The 18,530-nt window shown below is 28.4% G+C and carries 15 protein-coding genes, 1 pseudogene and 3 riboswitches; of the genes and pseudogenes, 7 read left to right on the plus strand and 9 right to left on the minus strand.

The window, feature by feature from the left end; all coding sequences use genetic code 11:
* The first annotated feature begins 82 nt into the window (after nt 1–82).
* From DYA59_RS04825 to DYA59_RS04835, 3 genes are all read left to right on the plus strand, one after another.
* Entirely contained in the window at nt 83–796 is a 714-nt protein-coding gene (locus DYA59_RS04825) for an NAD-dependent protein deacylase (protein ID WP_115269908.1), read from the plus strand.
* 321 nt (nt 797–1,117) lie between these two features.
* Nucleotides 1,118–2,290, plus strand: coding sequence for a MalY/PatB family protein (locus DYA59_RS04830; protein ID WP_115269910.1), 1,173 nt, complete (start codon nt 1,118–1,120; stop codon nt 2,288–2,290).
* 82 nt (nt 2,291–2,372) lie between these two features.
* Entirely contained in the window at nt 2,373–2,771 is a 399-nt protein-coding gene (locus tag DYA59_RS04835) for a hypothetical protein (RefSeq protein ID WP_172606952.1), read from the plus strand.
* Nucleotides 2,772–2,876: 105 nt separating this feature from the next.
* On the opposite strand, the gene DYA59_RS04840 is transcribed toward DYA59_RS04835, so the two are convergent.
* Together DYA59_RS04840 and DYA59_RS04845 are read right to left on the minus strand one after the other, a co-directional pair.
* A complete protein-coding gene (locus DYA59_RS04840) occupies nt 2,877–3,116 on the minus strand; it encodes a hypothetical protein (protein WP_115269914.1) in 240 nt (79 codons plus the stop codon).
* Between the two features lie 117 nt (nt 3,117–3,233).
* Nucleotides 3,234–5,366: a heavy metal translocating P-type ATPase gene (locus DYA59_RS04845; RefSeq protein WP_115269916.1), complete on the minus strand. Its 2,133-nt coding sequence runs from the start codon at nt 5,364–5,366 to the stop codon at nt 3,234–3,236.
* A 164-nt stretch (nt 5,367–5,530) separates the two neighbouring features.
* Between DYA59_RS04845 and DYA59_RS04850 the strand changes: the two are divergent.
* Nucleotides 5,531–6,744 (plus strand): annotated as a pseudogene (locus tag DYA59_RS04850) (class I SAM-dependent methyltransferase).
* A 23-nt stretch (nt 6,745–6,767) separates the two neighbouring features.
* On the opposite strand, the gene DYA59_RS04855 reads toward DYA59_RS04850, so the two are convergent.
* The 7 genes from DYA59_RS04855 to DYA59_RS04885 form a co-directional block, all read right to left on the minus strand.
* A complete protein-coding gene (locus DYA59_RS04855) occupies nt 6,768–7,616 on the minus strand; it encodes a WYL domain-containing protein (RefSeq protein ID WP_115269918.1) in 849 nt (282 codons plus the stop codon).
* Nucleotides 7,617–7,700: 84 nt separating this feature from the next.
* Nucleotides 7,701–8,879, minus strand: coding sequence for a M20 family metallopeptidase (locus tag DYA59_RS04860; protein WP_115269920.1), 1,179 nt, complete (start codon nt 8,877–8,879; stop codon nt 7,701–7,703).
* A gap of 34 nt (nt 8,880–8,913) precedes the next feature.
* Entirely contained in the window at nt 8,914–9,726 is an 813-nt protein-coding gene (locus tag DYA59_RS04865) for a MetQ/NlpA family ABC transporter substrate-binding protein (protein WP_115269922.1), read from the minus strand.
* 20 nt (nt 9,727–9,746) lie between these two features.
* Complete coding sequence (locus tag DYA59_RS04870) at nt 9,747–10,427, minus strand: methionine ABC transporter permease (protein ID WP_115269924.1); 681 nt, start codon at nt 10,425–10,427, stop codon at nt 9,747–9,749.
* The gene (locus DYA59_RS04875) at nt 10,408–11,442 is read right to left on the minus strand and encodes a methionine ABC transporter ATP-binding protein (protein WP_115269926.1); all 1,035 of its coding nucleotides are present in this window, start codon (nt 11,440–11,442) and stop codon (nt 10,408–10,410) included. The genes DYA59_RS04870 and DYA59_RS04875 overlap by 20 nt, the downstream gene beginning before the upstream one ends.
* A gap of 74 nt (nt 11,443–11,516) precedes the next feature.
* A riboswitch (SAM riboswitch) is annotated at nt 11,517–11,604 on the minus strand.
* Nucleotides 11,605–11,659: 55 nt separating this feature from the next.
* Entirely contained in the window at nt 11,660–14,401 is a 2,742-nt protein-coding gene (mgtA, locus tag DYA59_RS04880; protein ID WP_115269928.1) for a magnesium-translocating P-type ATPase, read from the minus strand.
* A 251-nt stretch (nt 14,402–14,652) separates the two neighbouring features.
* Nucleotides 14,653–14,814: riboswitch (M-box (ykoK) riboswitch) on the minus strand.
* A gap of 47 nt (nt 14,815–14,861) precedes the next feature.
* Nucleotides 14,862–16,400 (minus strand): FGGY-family carbohydrate kinase, encoded by a 1,539-nt coding sequence (locus tag DYA59_RS04885; protein WP_115269930.1) that lies wholly within the window; start codon nt 16,398–16,400, stop codon nt 14,862–14,864.
* A 101-nt stretch (nt 16,401–16,501) separates the two neighbouring features.
* Nucleotides 16,502–16,626, minus strand: a riboswitch (FMN riboswitch).
* 625 nt (nt 16,627–17,251) lie between these two features.
* On the opposite strand from DYA59_RS04885, the gene DYA59_RS04890 reads away from it, so the two are divergent.
* The 3 genes from DYA59_RS04890 to DYA59_RS04900 all read left to right on the plus strand — a co-directional run bounded on the left by DYA59_RS04890 (nt 17,252) and on the right by DYA59_RS04900 (nt 18,495).
* Nucleotides 17,252–17,473, plus strand: coding sequence for a hypothetical protein (locus tag DYA59_RS04890; RefSeq protein WP_115269932.1), 222 nt, complete (start codon nt 17,252–17,254; stop codon nt 17,471–17,473).
* 83 nt (nt 17,474–17,556) lie between these two features.
* The gene (locus DYA59_RS04895) at nt 17,557–17,712 is read left to right on the plus strand and encodes a GNAT family N-acetyltransferase (protein ID WP_115269934.1); all 156 of its coding nucleotides are present in this window, start codon (nt 17,557–17,559) and stop codon (nt 17,710–17,712) included.
* A gap of 306 nt (nt 17,713–18,018) precedes the next feature.
* Nucleotides 18,019–18,495, plus strand: a complete 477-nt coding sequence (locus DYA59_RS04900) for a DUF2004 domain-containing protein (protein ID WP_115269936.1) — start codon at nt 18,019–18,021, stop codon at nt 18,493–18,495.
* Nucleotides 18,496–18,530: the final 35 nt, after the last annotated feature.

Below are 18,530 nucleotides of genomic sequence, written 5' to 3' on the forward strand. Positions count from 1 at the left end.
CACAAAATAAAAAATATATAGTATAATACTATCAAGAAAATAGGATATTTATCCCAATTTAAGCAAATTTATAGGAGGATTTATGAATGAAATTGAAAAATTGATCACTATTATAAAAAAGAGTAATTATATAGTCTTTTTTACTGGAGCTGGAGCATCTACTGATTCAGGTTTAGACGATTTTAGAGGTAAGACTGGCTTATACAATAAAAGTAAATTCATGGGTTATGAAGTAGAAGAAATCTTAAGTCATGATTTTTTCTTTTCACATAGGGAAATTTTCAATAAATATCTTACTGAAAAACTTTCTATTAATAACATTAAACCTAATACTGGTCATCTAGGTATTGCTCAACTAGAAAAAATTGGGAAAGTAAAAGCTGTAATTACACAAAATATTGATAATCTTCACCAGGATGCTGGAAGTAGAAATATATTAGAACTACATGGTACACTAAAAAAATGGTACTGTTTAAAATGTGGAAAAAAATCAACTGAAGATTTTATTTGTAAATGTGGAGGAATAGTTAGACCAAATGTAACACTCTATGGAGAAGCTTTAAATGAAGTAGTTGTAAACAATGCCATACATGAAATAAAAAAAGCTGATACACTAATTATTGTAGGAACTAGTCTAACTGTCTATCCAGCTGCTTATTATATTGAATACTTTAAAGGAAAAAATCTCATTATTTTAAATGAAACTCCTACTCCAAAAGATCAAGTAGCAACTCTTGTAATAAGAGAAAGATTTGCACAAGTAATGGATAAAGTTGTACTAGCTCTAAAGCTATAATTTAAAGGAAAATATTTTATGTACAAATTAAACAAATAAAACTACAATTCCTAATATTACTTTTAGAACCTGGAAAATTATAGAGAAAAACTCTATCAATGATAAGAAATTAAGAGTCATTGGTGTATGTAATTTTGAAATATATCATTTAAAAAAATAAAAAAAATACGTTATAATAATGCTAATGATAAATATCTTTGTAATCAACAAGAAGAAATACAGAAAATAAAAAAATTAAACAAAAATAAAAGATTAGGTCCACATCCTGATAAAATGGAATATGGATTTGAAATTTTAAAATAAACTTGGAGAGTGTATATAATGAAATATAATTTTGATAAACCTATCGATAGAACTAATACTAACTCAAAAAAATGGAATTCTGAAATATATAAAGAAACTTACCATGGTCATACAGATTTACTTCCACTTTGGGTAGCAGATATGGACTTTAAAGTTGCTCAACCTATATTAAATAGCATGAAAGAAATTATAGAACACGGAGTTTTAGGATATACTAGTACAGATGAAGAGTATTATCAGGCTATTATTAACTGGAATAAAAAAAGAAAGAATAGTGAAATAAAAAAAGAATGGATAGTTTTTACTAATGGTGTTGTTCCTGCAATTAGCTTTATGATACAAGCATTTACACAAAAAGGTGATAATATTCTAATTCAAACTCCTGTATATCATCCTTTCAGATTAACAACTGAAAATAATGAAAGAAATATAATTACTAATCCTCTCATCAACAACAATGGGATCTATTCGATGAACTTTGAAGATTTTGAGAAAAAAATTATAGAAAACCATATAAAAGCTTTCATATTATGTAATCCTCACAATCCTGTTGGAAGAGTTTGGACAAAAGAGGACTTAATACAACTAGGAGATATTTGTCTAAAGCATAATGTTCTTATCATTTCAGATGAAATTCATTCCGATTTAATTTTTAAAGAACATAAACATTGCTCATTTCTTACATTAGAGAAAAAATATTTTTCAAATTTAATTGTTTGTACTGCTCCTAGTAAAACTTTTAATCTAGCTGGAATACAGACTTCTCTCATAATTATACCAGATGAAAATTTAAGAAAAATTTATCAAAAAACTTTAAGAAATGTGAGAATAGAAACTCCAAACAGCTTTGGAATTGCTGCAATTAAATCAGCATATACTCAAGGTGAGGAATGGTTAGAACAAGTAATTGAATATTTAGATGAAAATAGAAAATTTATAGAAAAATTTCTAAGAAAAAATCTTCCAAATACAAAATATATTAAACCGGAAGGAACATATTTAGCTTGGATTTATCTTGGAGATATTCTAAAAAATCGTGATATAGAGAAATTTTTTGAAGAAGAAGCTAAAGTAGCTATTGATTATGGTCATTGGTTTGGAGAAGAGGGAAAAGGATATATACGCCTTAATTTTGCCTGTCCAAGAATAATCCTTGAAGAAGCTTTGAATAAAATAAAAAATTCTATTTAATATTTTTATTTGCAAAATAATTGACTTGATTTATATAATATAGTAAAATATTATATATTAATTGTTATATTAGGAGGATATAATGAAAAAAATTATTTTATTTTCTTTACTATGTACATCAGTCATATTTGCAAATGAATATAGAAATGGACTTTATAGAGGAGCTTTTGTAAGTGGACAAGAAACACAAGTAGAGGTTCAATTTCATCTAAAAAACGATATTATCAGCAAGACAAGATTTAGAACACTTTTCTATAAAGGTCAAGATTATTTAAAAGAGAAAACTCTTGAAAATGAAAAAGATAGGTATCAAGCTGCCTTAACTTCAACTGAAGGAAAAAATATAGAAGATGCCTTGGAATCACTTTACTTTCCAGGTAATATACCAAGGGCTGGAGCTTCTCTTCGTTCTAGTAAAATAAGAGCTGCTATGCAAAATGCTTTAAATAGTGGAGTATATAAACCTGAAAATAAAAACTAAAATAAATTAACTATTTAGATATTATTTCAACTAAAATATATCTAAATAATTATAAAATAAAGAACTCAAGAATATATAATTCATTCTTGAGTTCTTTAAATGATCTCACTCTTTTCCTGCACACATTATATTTTCTATATCAAAAGCATGGCATGGAGTTACAGCATAAATCATCCCACAATGTGGACATTTATATTCAAAAGTATCCATAATAATTTCATTTTTACAGTCTTTACATATAATCTGTGCAGGTATAGGCATCATTTGTCCACTAAATCCCATTATTCTTAATTTCTCTACTACTTGTTTTCCATTTTCAAACTTTCCAGAACAACCATCATGCATAATTTTTATCCTCCTAAATTTTATATAATAAATTAAGAGTTGCTTTATTTTTTTCACAACTCTTTTTAATTTTACAATATATTCTTTTTTAATTCAGTAACATATGTTACAAATCCTTTAATTAAAATATCTCCTTACTCCCCAAGAAGCATTTATAACTGCTAAAAATGAAACTCCCACATCAGAAAATATAGCCATCCACATATTCGCTATTCCAAATACACCTAGAATCATTACTAAAATTTTTATTCCAAGAGCAAAAATAATATTCTGTATAACAACTTTTCTATTTATCTTAGCAATTTTTAACAACTCCACAATTTTAGATGGCTCATCTTTCATAATTACAATATCAGCAGCTTCAACAGCTATATCACTTCCTTCTCCTCCCATTGCTACTCCAATATCAGCAAGTGATAAAACAGGAGCATCATTAATTCCATCACCTGCAAATATAACCTTTTTATTTTTTCCTGTCATAATATTTTGTAATTTTTCAACTTTATTTTGTGGAAGTAATTGTGCAAAAATATTTTTTGAAGAGATACCTAATTTCTCTCCAATTTTATTAGCTATATTTTGATTATCCCCTGTCAATATGTAACTTTCTATACCAAGTTTTTTTAATTTTGTAATAGTTGCCAAAGAATCTTCTTTAACTTCATCACTTATATATATGTATCCCAAAAATTTCATATCTTTTGCTACATATATTACACTTCCAGCATATTCCTTCTCTATACATTCTATTTTATATTCTTTCATGAGTTTATAGTTTCCTACTAAAATTTCCTTTCCTTCATAATATGCTACTACACCAAAACCACTTAACTCCTTATATCCTTCAAGGAAAGTTTCATCTATATCTTCAATATCAACTTGAGACAATATAGCTTTTCCAATTGGATGATTAGAATATAACTCTCCTATTTGAGCAGTTCTTAATAATTCCACTTGCTCACAATTTATATTTTCTAAAAAATCTATTTTAAATCTCCCTTTAGTCAGTGTTCCTGTCTTATCAAATACTACTGTTCCTACATCATTAAGAGCTTCTAAATAATTCCCACCTTTTATCAATATTCCTTGCTTTGATGCTATTCCAATACTAGTAAAAAAAGTAAGTGGAACAGATATAACTAGAGCACAAGGACAAGAAATAACTAAAAATATTAGTGCTCTTGAAAACCAAAGAGAAAAATCTCCAAATATAATTGGGAAAAAAACTCCAACTATAATAGCTAATATAACTACAATAGGAGTATAATATCTTGCAAATTTAGTAATAAATTTTTCTGATTCAGCCTTTTTATTACTAGCACCCTCTACCATTTCTATTATTTTATTGATAGTGGAATCTGAAAAAAGTTTAGTTACCTTAACTTCTAAAATACCATTACCATTCAAACTACCACTTAGTACCTCACTACTCACTACTACCTCTAATGGAAGAGATTCTCCAGTCAAAGCCGAGGTATTCAAAGTACTCTCTCCTTTTATAACAATTCCATCAACTGGAATTTTTTCTCCAGCCTTAATAACAATAATATCTCCTTTTTTTAATTTTTTAGGAGATATCGTTATTAGTTCACCATTACTTTGCTTTAAGTTGGCATAATCAGGTCTAATATCTAAAAGTTTTTCAATAGATTTCCTCGAATTAGATACAGCTTGATCCTGAAAATACTCTCCAATCTTATAAAATAACATAACTCCAACAGCTTCAATAGTTTCATTTAAATAAAAAGCTCCAAAAGTAGCTATTGTCATTAAAAAATTTTCATCCAAAAAGTTTTTCTTACTCATATTTTTAAAAGATTTTAAAATGACATCCCAACCTAAAATAATATAAGTAATAACAGAAAGAATAATTCGTAAATTATAAGATATATTAATAGCTAAAATTGCTCCAACAAACAAAATCATTCCTAAAATTATAGTTATTTGCTCTATCTTTTCCTTCTTTTCCTCTTCTATTTTTTCAATTACTTTCTTTCTTAGCTCCTCTTCTTCATCATATTCATCTATTTTAAAAATTTTTGTTCCAGGCTCAATAGAATCCGCAAAACGATTAATCGTTCCTAAAAAAGAGTCCTCTTCAAATTTATCATCTATCTCTAAAACAAATTTCTTCTTATACAGATCTAGATTAGCATTTAGTACTCCTATCATAGTCCCAGCTTTATGCTGAATTTTGCCTGCACACCCAGCACAATCTAAATTTTTTACTTCATATTCAATCTTTTTCATTTTAATCTATCCTTTCACATTTTAAATATACTATATACCCCTATATCCTATATAATAAATTAACATATTTGATTTTTTTTGTCAAGAAATAATTAAAATAAAATGGACAATATCATCACTCTATGCTAAGATATATTAACAAAATGAACATGAGGTGAAATTTTATGAAAGTTAATAAATTATATATAGAAAATCTATTCAAAGATATTATAGAAAAAAATATTTTTATAAAAGGAAGTATTTCTAATCCTGTAAATAAAAAAGAGAATTCTTCAAAAATAAATTTAAAACTTATAAAAATAAAAAATGAAGTATTTATTCAATTAGAATCTTTTAAAGATAAAAAAGCTTTTCATGAAAATATTTACTTATTTGATTTTATAGAGAGATTTTCTGAAATTATAGATAAATTTAAACAAATCCTATTAATTACTCAAGGATCAGATTTTCAAATTTTAAAAGGAAAAAATACTTATAGCTTAAAAGAAACTATAAACAATAGACTTTTAGAATCTTTAGAGCACAATAAAAAGAAAAAATATATTATAGAAGATGGAAACTTTACTCCTTTTTTAATAAAACTTGGAATTATGGGAGAAGATGGCTTAGTCTTTAAAAATTCTTACGCTAAATTCAAACAAATTAATAAGTATTTAGAGTTTATAGATGATACTATCAAAGAGATGCAAAATAAAAAATTGATTAAAAATCATATTAAAATTATAGATTTTGGTTGTGGAAAATCATACCTTACTTTTGCTTTACAATATTATTTAAATAATATTAAAGAATTTACATATGAAATAATAGGACTTGATTTAAAAAAAGATGTTGTAGAAAAATGTAATAAAATAGTTCAGGAGTTAAATTGTCAAAATTTAGAATTTTTAACTGGAGATATAAAGGATTTTAATAAATTAAAAGATGTAGATATGGTATTTTCCTTACATGCCTGTAATAATGCAACTGATTATGCTTTACTAAAAGGATTAGAGTTAGGAGCTAAAGCTATTTTAGCAGTCCCTTGTTGTCAGCATGAATTCAATGAAAAAATGTCTAAAAATAAAAATTCAGATTTTTTTTCTACAGAACTACCTTTAGGTAAACACGGAATATTATTTGAAAAATTTACATCTTTAGCTACCGATGCATTTAGAGCTCAAGCTTTAGAATTATGTGGATTTAAAACTCAAGTTATGGAGTTTATAGATATGGAACATACTCCAAAAAATATTTTAATTAAAGCTATTAAAGAAAAAATTTCTAAAGAAAATCTAGAAAAAAATATATTGAATATAGAAAATTCAAATCATATCTTGGAATAGAACCTTTACTAGATGAACTATTATCTCCATACTATTTAATAAAATTAAATTAAATTCTATAATATAACTACTCAATTTATCCTTGAGTGATTACCTCATATTTTTCTAGTGCTAACTTATATTTTTGTATAAACCACTCTTTTAGAGAAAGAGGTTCTATTATTTTTACATCATCTAAAAAATATGCAAAATATCTTTTAGCTTGCTCTTCAGAACATCTAAACTCATAGATATTTCCATTTTGAGAGATAGTCTCTGGACGATTGAGTGCAAGGGTAGAGAGAAGTTTTTCTCCCTCCTCTGTCAAAGAAACTTTTATTTTTTTTCCTTGAGATAAAAAAGGATCAAAGTTTTTTATTACATTTTCAATAAAATCTTTATTCTCCCACTCCTTTTCCTCTTGAGTTATAAAAATAGTTTTAGTATTACTAAGCTTATAGTTTTTATATCTCATCTCAAGAAAATCATAGCAAAATATATAGTTTCCTAATTCCAATTTAGAGCTACCAATGTAAAAAGGGAGAATAGAAGTTTTTCTCTCATCATCAAAGGTAAGCTTTAGAACTCTTTTATTTTTAATTCCATATTTTATACGATTTACAATATCCTCATAGAGAAATAATTCTCTAGAACTTTTAGATTGATGAGTATATCTATATATCATTTTTCTTATAAAGTCAGCCTCTATCTGAATTTTTTGCTCAGCTAAAATATCATAATAAATATTTCTATTGTTTTTATTGAGATTGAATTGAATAATCCCTTTGTTATCCTCTTCACTATAAATGTTTTCAATTCTTTCCTCTTTTAATTTGTCAAAGATATAATTTATAAGAAAGTTTTTAGTAACTTTAAAACTCTGACAATCAGCCTCAATAATATCAATAGCACATTTATTAAGTGTCACACGAATTTTTTTTTCCATTATATAATCCTTTCAAAAAATATAGAGGAGTTTCCTCCTCTATATTGTAACATATTTAAATAGTTTTCAGCTATCTTTTTCTATCTACTGATTTCTTATATTTTTAAATTGAGATTTTATTAAATTTAATTTTTCAGGAGAGGTAAGTAGTTCATATCCTAAAATGGCTAAGGCTTTTCCTCCTAAGATTACAGCTTCATTTCCACAAGATGATTTAGCAGCTTCAGCAAATTCCAAACTATGCCCTGCAACATCAGAGTTACAAATTTTTATACTAGGCTGAATAGTTGGAATAACTTGGCTAACATTTCCAACATCAGTAGAACCAATTCCTTTTTTATGTTCTTTACTAACTTCTATTCCTAATCTTTTCATAACATCAACATAAAAATCATCAAATATAGGAGTAGGTATTACATTATCAACTCTGTTTTGAAAACTTGAAACTTTTTCTTTACAACCTGTCATAGTAGCTGCACCTTTAGCTATTGCAACTACTTTTTCAGTCACCTCATCACACCCTTCTTTAGTAGCTGCTCTTATATAAAAACGAGCTTTTGTATAGCTTGGAATAATATTAGGAGCATCTCCACCATGAGTTATGATACCATGTATTTTTATATCAGGAGTAAGATGTTGTCTTAAAGTAGCTATTCCATTGAAAAAGTGTAAAAGAGCATCTAAAGCATTCTTTCCTTTTTCAGGACAACCTGAAGCATGAGCTGGAGTTCCAAAGAACTCAAAGTCTAAAGGATTTACAGCTAAACTTTTCCCAGTTGTTAAGTTCTCTGTACCTGGATGTATAATCATAGCTACATCAATATCTTTAAAAAGGTTTTCCCTAACAAAAGAACCTTTAGCACTTCCATTTTCTCCACCCTCTTCAGCAGGGCAACCAAAAACAATAACTTCTCCAGGAGTATTTTTTAAAGCTTCTCCTAGAGCAATAGCTCCAGCTATACTAATACTTCCTATTATATTGTGTCCACAAGCATGCCCTAAGTTTGGAAGAGCATCATATTCAGCTAAAAAGCTTATCTTAGGATAAGCTCCAAGATGAGATTTTTTTCTAGCTATAAATCCTGTTGGATGCCCAGCTATATTTTTTTCTATTTCAAAATCATACTCTTTTAAAGTATTTGTAAGCAATTCACAAGCAAAATACTCTTTATTCCCAACCTCTGGATTTTTATGAATCTCTTGGCTCACTTCTATAAATTTTTCTCTATTTAAATCAATAAAATCTATAATTTTTCTTTCCATAAATATCACTCCTATTAGTTAACTATTATATTTTTTAGAATACAGGAACAGATGAACCTTTGTAATATTCGATTATTAAATCTTTTATTTTTTGTGATTGATAAACTTCTACTACTCTTTTTACAAGAGGATTATCTTTGTTGTCTTCTCTACTAGCAATAATATTAAAGTAAGGTTTTAACTTTTCATTTTTAGCATCTTCCAAAAATAATGAGTCTTCTAATGGAGAATAATTAGCTTCTACAGCAACTCCATTATTTATAACAGCTATATCCACATCATCAATAGATCTAGGAATTTGAGTTGCTACAAGTTCAACAATTTTTAAATTCTTAGGATTAGAGATTATATCTTTAATTCTAGGAAATAATCCTGAACCTTCTACTAATTTTATAAGTCCTGCTTCTTGAAGTAGGATTAAGGCTCTTCCAGAGTTAGAGCTATCATTAGGTATAGCAACAGTTGAATTATCTTTTAGTTGTGATAAATCTGTAATTTTTTTAGAGTATATCCCCATAGGGGCTATCACAGTATAAGCTATATTTTCAATAGTTAAATTATGTTCTTTCTTAAAAGTATCAAAGTATATCTCTGTTTGAAAAGCATTTAAATCTATCTCTTTTTCTTGAAGAGCTAAGTTTGGTCTAATATAATCTCCAAAACTAACAAATTTCAAAGTTATGTTTTCCTTTTTTAATTCATCTCTCACTGTTTCCCAAACAATACTTTCATCTCCATTGATTCCTAATTTAATTATATTTTCTTGAGAAGTTTTTTCACCACCACAGTTAACAAAAAGTAGTGTTAGAATTGATGTAATAATGATATATTTTAATTTTTTTAACATAGTATCTCTCCTTTTATATTTTAGTGTTTAATTTTTTGAATAAGCTTTTCCCCTATCCATTGTATAGTTGTAATCATAAGAATTAAGATTATAATAGTTACTACCATAATATCTGTTTTAAAATGTTGATATCCATATCTGATGGCAAAATCTCCAAGTCCCCCACCACCAACTGTACCAGCTACTGCAGAAAAACTAATAAGACTAACTGTTGTAATAATTAGAGCATATATGATTTCTGGTAGAGCTTCTCTTAGAAGAACCCTATAGATTATTTCAAATGGAGAGGAACCCATAGCATAAGCTGCTTCAATTACTCCAGAATCTACACTAGATAGAGCTGATTCAATCTGTCTAGCTATAAATGGAGCTGACCCAAAGATTAAAGGGACAATAGCTCCCTTTAGTCCTATTGTAGTTCCTACTATAAATCTAGTTACTGGGATTAAAGCTGCTAATAGAATAACAAAGGGAATAGACCTCAATATATTTATTATTCTAGCTAAAGTTGTATTTATAAAGGTATTTTCTAAAATACCATTTTTTTTAGTAACAGCTAGGGCTATTCCTAAAATTATACCAATGAGAGTTGAAATTATACCAGCTATAAATACCATTATAATTGTTTCTCCAAGTGCTGTATAAAGTTCTTCACGATAGTATATTACATTCTCTAAATATTTATATGCAAATTCCAACATTTTTTAAAACCTCCGTATCTATATTGTTTTGGTTTAAGTAGTTTATGGCATTTGAAACCTTTTCTTTACTTCCTTCAAATTTAATAATGAGATTTCCAATAGATGTTCCTTTAATGATTTCAATATTACCAAAAAGAATACTAGCATCTATATCCAATTCTCTAGAAATTTTTGAAATATAAGCCTCCTCAGCATTTTCACCTATATATGATAGTTTTATAAAATGCTCATCAGGTTTTGATGGTAGATTTTCAAGATATTCAGATATTTTTTTACTATTAAATATTGTAGAAAGAAATTTTTTTGTAATGTCAGCTTTTGGTCTTGAAAATACTTCTACAATATCACCTTGTTCCTTAATTTCTCCATCTTCCATAACTATAACTCTATCACATATTTCTTTTATTACTTCCATTTGATGTGTTATTAGGATAATTGTAACTCCTAATTCTTGATTAACTTTTTTTAGAAGCTTCAGAATAGAAATTGTAGTTTCAGGGTCTAGAGCAGAAGTAGCTTCATCACATAGAATTATATCTGGTTTGTTAGCAAGTGCTCTTGCTATACCTACTCTCTGTTTTTGTCCTCCAGATAGTTGAGATGGATAATTCTCCTTTTTCTCTTTTAAGTTAACTAGTTCAAGTAACTCCTCTACTCTTAAATCTATCTCCTTTTTAGATAAGTTACTTCCCTTTAGTGGATAGGAGATATTTTTAGAGATGGTTCTACTTTTCATTAGATTAAAGTGTTGAAATATCATTCCTATTTTTTTTCTAATTTCTCGAAGTTCTTTATCATTTAGAGTATTTAGTGTGACTCCATTAATGATAACTTCTCCAGTAGTGGGTGGTTCTAAGAGATTTATACATCTGAGTAGTGTACTTTTACCTGCTCCAGAGTATCCTATAATCCCTACGATTTCCCCAGGATTAAAAGAGAGATTGATATTTTTCAATGCCTCTACTTTTTTTCCATTGTCATAGTAAGTCTTGCTGATGTTCTTTAGTTCAATCATAAAATCCTCCCTAGAAAAAATTATAAAAAAACTCTATTACCATCAAGTAATAGAGTTGGATACAAAATTAGTATCTTCCATCTGTCTGGAATTAGCACCACATCTATAAGATAGGTTGCTGAAACGTCATAGAGCCAGTCTCTCAGTTTCTCTTGATGGTTTGTTTTTTGTTGTTGGGGTAATTATATACCTAAAAATACTATTTTGTCAATATTTTTTATAATAATTCTCCATATTTTTTAATATATTTTTTCTTAACAAAAGTAACTACTGACATATAAGCCACTATTGTCAATACAAGCCCAAACCAAAATACTAGAGGAAGAGATGTAAGCCCTAAATAGATTCCAAGTCTAGTATAAGGAATGATTGAAACAAATATTACTCCTAAAGTTGTAAGAACTATAACAGGTAAAGAGGCAATACTTTGAATAAATGATAACTTAGGAGTTCTTATCATATGGATAACTAAAGTTTGTGACCACATAGACTCAATAAACCAACCTGTTTGGAACATAGCTTCATAAGCTGTTCTCAATGTTTCTTGCTCAACAGGGATAGAGTTGTATAGCACTCCATTCGATACAAACATAGGACAGATAACAAAATACATCAATAAGTATGTAGTTATATCAAATATAGAACTAGTAGGTCCTATCCATAACATAAATTTTCCAATAGAGCTTGCTTCCCATTTTCTAGGAATTTTTAAAAACTCTTTATCTACATTATCCCAAGGGATAGCAGTACAAGATAGATCATAGATTAGATTTAATAGAATTAAGTGTATACTCATCATTGGTAAAAATGGTAAGAAAGCACTAGCAGCTAATACTGAAAACATATTACCAAAGTTAGATGAAGCAGTCATCTTAATATACTTAATCATATTTGCATAAGTTTTACGTCCCTCAATAATTCCTTCTTCTAATACCATTAAATCTTTTTCAAGTAAGATTATATCAGCAGATTCTTTAGCTATATCCACAGCTGTATCAACAGATATTCCTATATCTGCCTCTTTCATAGCAGCAGCATCATTTATTCCATCTCCCATAAATCCAACTGTATGTCCATTCTCTTTTAAGATTTGAACAATTCTAGTTTTTTGCATAGGAGATAGTTTTGCAAATATATCTACCTTTTCAACAACAGTTGAAAGTTCTTCATCACTCATATTATCTATATCTGAGCCAAGTAAAATATTTTTACTATTAAGTCCAACTTTTCCACAAATACTTTTAGTAACTTTATCATTATCACCAGTTAAAACCTTAGTTCTTACCCCATACTCTTTTAGAGCAGCAATAGCTTTAGCAGTTGTAGGTTTAGGTGGGTCTAAGAAAGCAAGATATCCCATAAGTACCATATCCACTTCATCTTTTACTCCAAAACTATCCACAGGAGATGGATTAGTTTTTTGAGCAAGAGCAATAACACGAAGTCCGTCTTCATTGAAATTTTCAACAGTTTTTAAAACTTCCTCTTTTATCTCATCAGTAAGTAAAACTATCTCACCTTTAAACTCTGTATATTTACAAATAGATAACATCTCTTCAACAGCACCTTTAGTTATCATCTGTCTTTTTCCTGATTTATCTTCTACCACCACAGTCATACGACGACGAGAAAAGTCAAAAGGAATCTCATCAACTTTTGTATATATCTTTTCTAATTCTAAAAGAGAACTATCCCTTTCTCCCTCTTCATGAGTTTTTTCAATAATAGATAAATCTAACAGATTTTTTAATCCTGTTTGAAACCAGCTATTTAAAAAAGCATGACGTAATACTCTATTATTTTCATTTCCATGTACGTCCATATGATACTCTAGAACTACCTTGTCTAAAGTGATAGTTCCTGTCTTATCTGTACAAAGGATATCCATTGAACCAAAGTTTTGAATAGAGTTAAGATTTTTAACGATAGTTTTCTTTTTAGCCATAGATACAGCACCTTTAGCTAGACAAGTTGTAACTATCATAGGTAACATCTCTGGAGTAAGTCCTACTGCTATTGAGATGGCAAATAGTAGAGCTTGTACCCAGCTTCCTTTTGTAAATCCATTTACAAAGAATACAATAGGAACCATTACCATCATAAAACGGATAAGTAACCATGAAACAGAATTGACACCTTTTTCAAAACTAGATTCAATTTTTTCATCTGATACTAAAGTTTTAGATATAGAACCAAGAAGTGTATTATCTCCAGTAGAGATAACAACTCCAATAGCTGAGCCACTGATAACATTGCTTCCCATAAAAGCTATGTTATTTAACTCTGTTACAGCAAGTTTATCATCTAGTATAATTTGAGCTTTTTTCTCCACAGGCTCACTTTCACCTGTTAGAGAAGATTGGCTGATAAAGAAGTCTTTACATTCAATTATTCTTAAATCAGCAGGAATAATATCCCCAGCAGCAAGATAAACTATATCTCCGATTACTACATCTTCTAAAGGAATCTCCTTTTTATTTTCTCCAAATCTTTTAACTGAAGTAGTAGTAGTTATCATAGCAGATAAGCTTTCAGCAGCATTATTACTTTTTTCCTCTTGAATAAAACGTAATAATCCAGAGATAGTAACCATAGTAGTGATAATGATTACTGTAATAGGAGAAAAATCTTCTGGAGTGTTGCTGTACCAAGGAATAATCATATCAGTAACAGTAGACACAAGGGCTAGACAGAAAAGTACAGCTGTAAAAGGATTTACAAAAGCCTCTACTATTTTTTTGAAGAATGATTTTTTCTTTCCGTGAGTTATTATATTCTTTCCAAATATATCTAAGCTTTTTTCAGCTTGCTCCTTAGTAACTCCCTCTAAAGATGTATCTAATTTTTTTAGTAACTCCTCTGTTCCTAGAGAAGAGTACACTCTTATTTTTTTGTTTTCTTCATCTTTTAGATTTCTTGAGTTGATTTCAGCTTTGTTAATGTTTTTAAATTTTTTCATTGCTATCCTCCTTAATTTTAAAATATCTTTAAAGCTTAAACAGGGTAGCATATATTTAAAAGAACAAGGGCGAACTTAAAAACAGACATAGAAAAAGATGTCTGATAAATATTGAACTTTTAAATACATACTACTGCCACTATTTTCTACGTCCATTTTGCACCTCCTAAAAAATCAAGAAAATAAAAAACTCCATCCCAATTCAAACAGTGGTATGGAGTAATATCCAAATAAATATAAAAAATAAAAACTATTTTTTACCACCGTTTGAGCTTCAACTCTGTAGGGCGGTGAAGTTACATTAGATAACACCTTGGTTTCGATGTTGCCTGTTCAAACCAGCGCATAGTGTCTCCACTATTTTGCGGCAGTAACCCATATCCCTATAGTAGCCTTACTTACCGGAACTATTAAATTGTCTAAAGTATAGTATAATTTTTTTTATTTGTCAAGTAAAAATTTATTTTACTTTTTCTAAAATTTTGAAAACTTCCTTCATTTCAGAGTTTAAGAGCATCTTTCTAGTTTCAAAAATTTCTCTATAATAATCAGTTTTTTCTTTTTGAGGAAGATAATTTTTATTAATCTCTAAATTATTTTTTATTACCTCTTTTAAATCTTTTATATCTCCAAGAGCATAAGCCACAGTTAATACATTCATCATTACAGCTCCGCCAGATTTCTTAAAAGTCTTAGTTTTGGTATTTAGCATATCAGCTTTTATTTGATTCCAAAGGTTACTTTTGCTTCCACCCTCAGTTATAGTTATCTCCTCTAGGGATACTCCACCTTTTTTATATATATCTGTGATTCCAATATAGTCGTATCCAATAGCTTCTAGTACAGCTCTCCATAGTGTAGCTTGGTCAGTATCCATTCCCATATTTAAAAAACAACCAGAGGCATTTGCTAATTCTCCAACTCCCTTAGTGAGATATGGTAAAAATAAAACTCCATTAGCTCCAGTTGGAATTTTTTCTGCTGCTTTAGAAAGTTTATCGAAATATGAATCCTCACCAACTTTATCACAGATATTATCTCTAAACCATCTAAGAGCAAGTCCACCTGTTCTTATAAATCCCCAATAAAAATATGAGTTTTCTAAAGTTCCACTATTAAAAATCAATCCATTTTCTGGTTTGCTCAACTCCTCTTTTATTCCATCAGTTGATACACAGAACATAGCACAAGTACCAGCTACATCAGCAGCCATATTTTTCTCTAAAAGCCCACAACCTAACATAGATTGCATAGTATCTCCAGCACCAGCACAGATAGGAATACCTGCTGGTAATCCTGTAAACTCTGCCATCTCTTGAGAAAGGTTTCCAATTATATCCCAAGGTTTTACTATTTTAGGAAGATATTTTTTATCTATATTTAAAATTTTAAGTTGTTCATCTGACCACTCTTTTTTATAGACATTGTATCCTAGTCCCCAACCAGATATAGTTCCCCAATCTATAAAAGCATCTTTAGGAGATAATCCAGCTAGGTTCATCAAAATATATGGAGCATTGTGAACAAATTTACAACCATTTTCTAGAAATTTAGTATTTTTTAAAAACCATCTAGCTATCATAGCTGGAAACATACAGTTAGGAGTAGGATTTCCAGTTTCTTTAGCCCAGATATCAAAATTTTTACTTAAAAGCTCCTCTACATCTTTTTGGCAACGAGAATCTAAGTAGTTTACATATGGTGTTATAGGTTTACCATTTTCATCTATTCCAGCAATACCACAGATTATTCCATCACCAAAAATTCCTCTCACTTCACTTGGATTTAAGCCTTTTTCCTTCATCTGTGTAACACAATCTCTTATCCCTTTTTTACAAGCTTCTAAATATTCATTTACATCCATCTCTACCCAACCAGATTGAGGATAATTGAGAGTAGTAGGATAAGATTTTTCAGCTACACACTCCATTTCTAATGAATAGATAGCAACCTTAACACTTTGAGTTCCAGCATCAAATCCAATATAATATTTATTCATAACAACCTCCATAAAAATTAAATATTTTTAATGGAAAACTTAAAGATAACTATTAAAAAAACCCAGAAAACTCTGGGCAAAATAAACGAAAAAATAGTATATCTTTTCTTCTTCCATCCAGACTATACTGTCGGTTTTGGAATTTCACCAAATCAGAATTAAAAAATTCTCGTGGACTATAACCACCGGTCGGGAATTGTTACCTCACCCTGCCCTGAAGATAAAATATTCTTATTAATTTGAATATAACATTTTTAAATCTAATTGTCAATATAATACTCAAAAGTTCTGAAAATGACATATTATTATGACAAAATTAAAATATAAACTTATGGTTGCAAAAAAGTATGTATATAGGAGGATATATTTAATCAAAAAGATTATTATTATGCTCACTGTATAAAGAGAGATTATGCTCTTGGAGTTGGGATTGCGGTGGAGTTTGATAAAAGATATAATACGAGAGATAGATTATTAAAACTAGCTGAAGAAAAGTCGAAACTTTAGATAAAAAATATATAGAAATATAGAATGTATTTAACTTGATAACTAAGGAGAAATAATTAAAAATTGACTAAAAATAAAATTTATTACATAACTTGAATGAGGAGAACCCTAAGCCGTGGTAGGGAGTGTAAATGTTTCAGAGAACCTAGTCATAGTAGGATAGAGCTACAATAAATTTTAAATTAAATTTGACAGTCAGAAATTTTTAAAAAATACTGACTGTTTTTTATTTTCATAGGATAATAAAAATTTTTGGAGTATATTAAATAATATAGAGAGAAAATTACCAGAAAGAAAAATTGAAAGTTACAAGAGAAATATTAGATTATAAAAGGGAGAGAAATATGAAAGTAGAATTAAGAAAATGGAATAAAAAGTATAAGTATGAATTGAAGGATATTTGTAATAAAATAGATAGAAAATATTTATCAAATAGAATTCCAAACCCTTATAAAGCTGAAGATGTAATTTGGTGGTTAGATTATTTAGATTATGTAGAAAAAATGAAGGAAGCAATGGAATCTTCAGAGCTATTGTTATTGATGGAAAAATTTGTGAAACAATAAGTATTGAAAAAAGAGGAGATATTTATATTAAAGAGGGGGTCTTAGGTTATTATCCTTCAACTGAATATTGGTGAAGAGGAATAATGACACAGGCAACAGAAAAAGTTTATGAATTAGCATTTGAGCAGTTAGATATTATTAAAATAATGGCGACCACTTTTAAAGATAATATTGACTCAAGAAGAGTAATTGAAAAAAATGGATTTAAATTAGAAGGAATAAGAGAAAAATCTATATAAAAATGGCATAATTTATGATGAGTGTATATATGGAAAATTAAAATAAATAAGAAAATTGATTAGATGGATACTTATGTCAATAGTAACTAAAGAAGAGGCAGAATATCTTAATGAAATATTTACAAGGACTAGAAGCGTTACAAAAAGAGAAAACTATCCAAATGTGAAAAAAATTTTGAGACGCAAAAAGCAAAGCTTTCAGTGTTTCCTTCACAATTCTCTGAGTTTTCTTTAATTAGTTACTATCTATATAATTATAGTTATGCTATAATAATAAAAAAATCTAAGGAGAAAGGAAGTAAGAAGATGAAGATAAGATTCTTTGGAGAGATTGATATCAATAAAGACTATTATGAAACTACTATTCATTTAAAGGATAGAGATATCCAATTAGATTTGGATTTAGAGGAAGTAGTAGGAAAAAAAGATTGGATATTAGAGTATGATGAATATATTTCAAACTTATCTAGTTTTAAAGAAAAAATAGAAGAAAAATTAAATGAGGATTTTGATGACTGGGGTCTTACAAAAGAGTGGATAGATTGGCACATAGAAGAATTCGATAAAAAAGATATAGAAAAACTCACTGAAGAAACAGAAAAAACTCTTCCAATAGATGAGAAACTTTTTAGGGTTATAAATCTAGTAAGAGTAGGAATATACCCAAAATATGAAGACTATGCTGTATGGGATTTTATGCTAGATAAAAAGTTTAGCAGTCAAATTCTTGTAGTTATTACTGATAATAAGGGAGAAATTCTAGATATTACTTGGGAAAGTTAATAATATTCTAAAAAATGATAGATAAAAAATAAAAA

This window comes from Fusobacterium necrogenes (assembly GCF_900450765.1).
GTDB classification, from domain to species: domain Bacteria; phylum Fusobacteriota; class Fusobacteriia; order Fusobacteriales; family Fusobacteriaceae; genus Fusobacterium_A; species Fusobacterium_A necrogenes.

Bases quoted from the DNA above. Each gene is read 5' to 3' on its own strand.
- DYA59_RS04825 (WP_115269908.1), top strand. From the start codon at position 83: ATGAATGAAATTGAAAAATTGATCACTATTATAAAAAAGAGTAATTAT.
- DYA59_RS04830 (WP_115269910.1), top strand. From the start codon at position 1,118: ATGAAATATAATTTTGATAAACCTATCGATAGAACTAATACTAACTCA.
- DYA59_RS04835 (WP_172606952.1), top strand. From the start codon at position 2,373: ATGAAAAAAATTATTTTATTTTCTTTACTATGTACATCAGTCATATTT.
- DYA59_RS04840 (WP_115269914.1), bottom strand. From the start codon at position 3,116: ATGCATGATGGTTGTTCTGGAAAGTTTGAAAATGGAAAACAAGTAGTA.
- DYA59_RS04845 (WP_115269916.1), bottom strand. From the start codon at position 5,366: ATGAAAAAGATTGAATATGAAGTAAAAAATTTAGATTGTGCTGGGTGT.
- DYA59_RS04855 (WP_115269918.1), bottom strand. From the start codon at position 7,616: ATGGAAAAAAAAATTCGTGTGACACTTAATAAATGTGCTATTGATATT.
- DYA59_RS04860 (WP_115269920.1), bottom strand. From the start codon at position 8,879: ATGGAAAGAAAAATTATAGATTTTATTGATTTAAATAGAGAAAAATTT.
- DYA59_RS04865 (WP_115269922.1), bottom strand. From the start codon at position 9,726: ATGTTAAAAAAATTAAAATATATCATTATTACATCAATTCTAACACTA.
- DYA59_RS04870 (WP_115269924.1), bottom strand. From the start codon at position 10,427: ATGTTGGAATTTGCATATAAATATTTAGAGAATGTAATATACTATCGT.
- DYA59_RS04875 (WP_115269926.1), bottom strand. From the start codon at position 11,442: ATGATTGAACTAAAGAACATCAGCAAGACTTACTATGACAATGGAAAA.
- mgtA (WP_115269928.1), bottom strand. From the start codon at position 14,401: ATGAAAAAATTTAAAAACATTAACAAAGCTGAAATCAACTCAAGAAAT.
- DYA59_RS04885 (WP_115269930.1), bottom strand. From the start codon at position 16,400: ATGAATAAATATTATATTGGATTTGATGCTGGAACTCAAAGTGTTAAG.
- DYA59_RS04890 (WP_115269932.1), top strand. From the start codon at position 17,252: ATGAAAGTAGAATTAAGAAAATGGAATAAAAAGTATAAGTATGAATTG.
- DYA59_RS04895 (WP_115269934.1), top strand. From the start codon at position 17,557: ATGACACAGGCAACAGAAAAAGTTTATGAATTAGCATTTGAGCAGTTA.
- DYA59_RS04900 (WP_115269936.1), top strand. From the start codon at position 18,019: ATGAAGATAAGATTCTTTGGAGAGATTGATATCAATAAAGACTATTAT.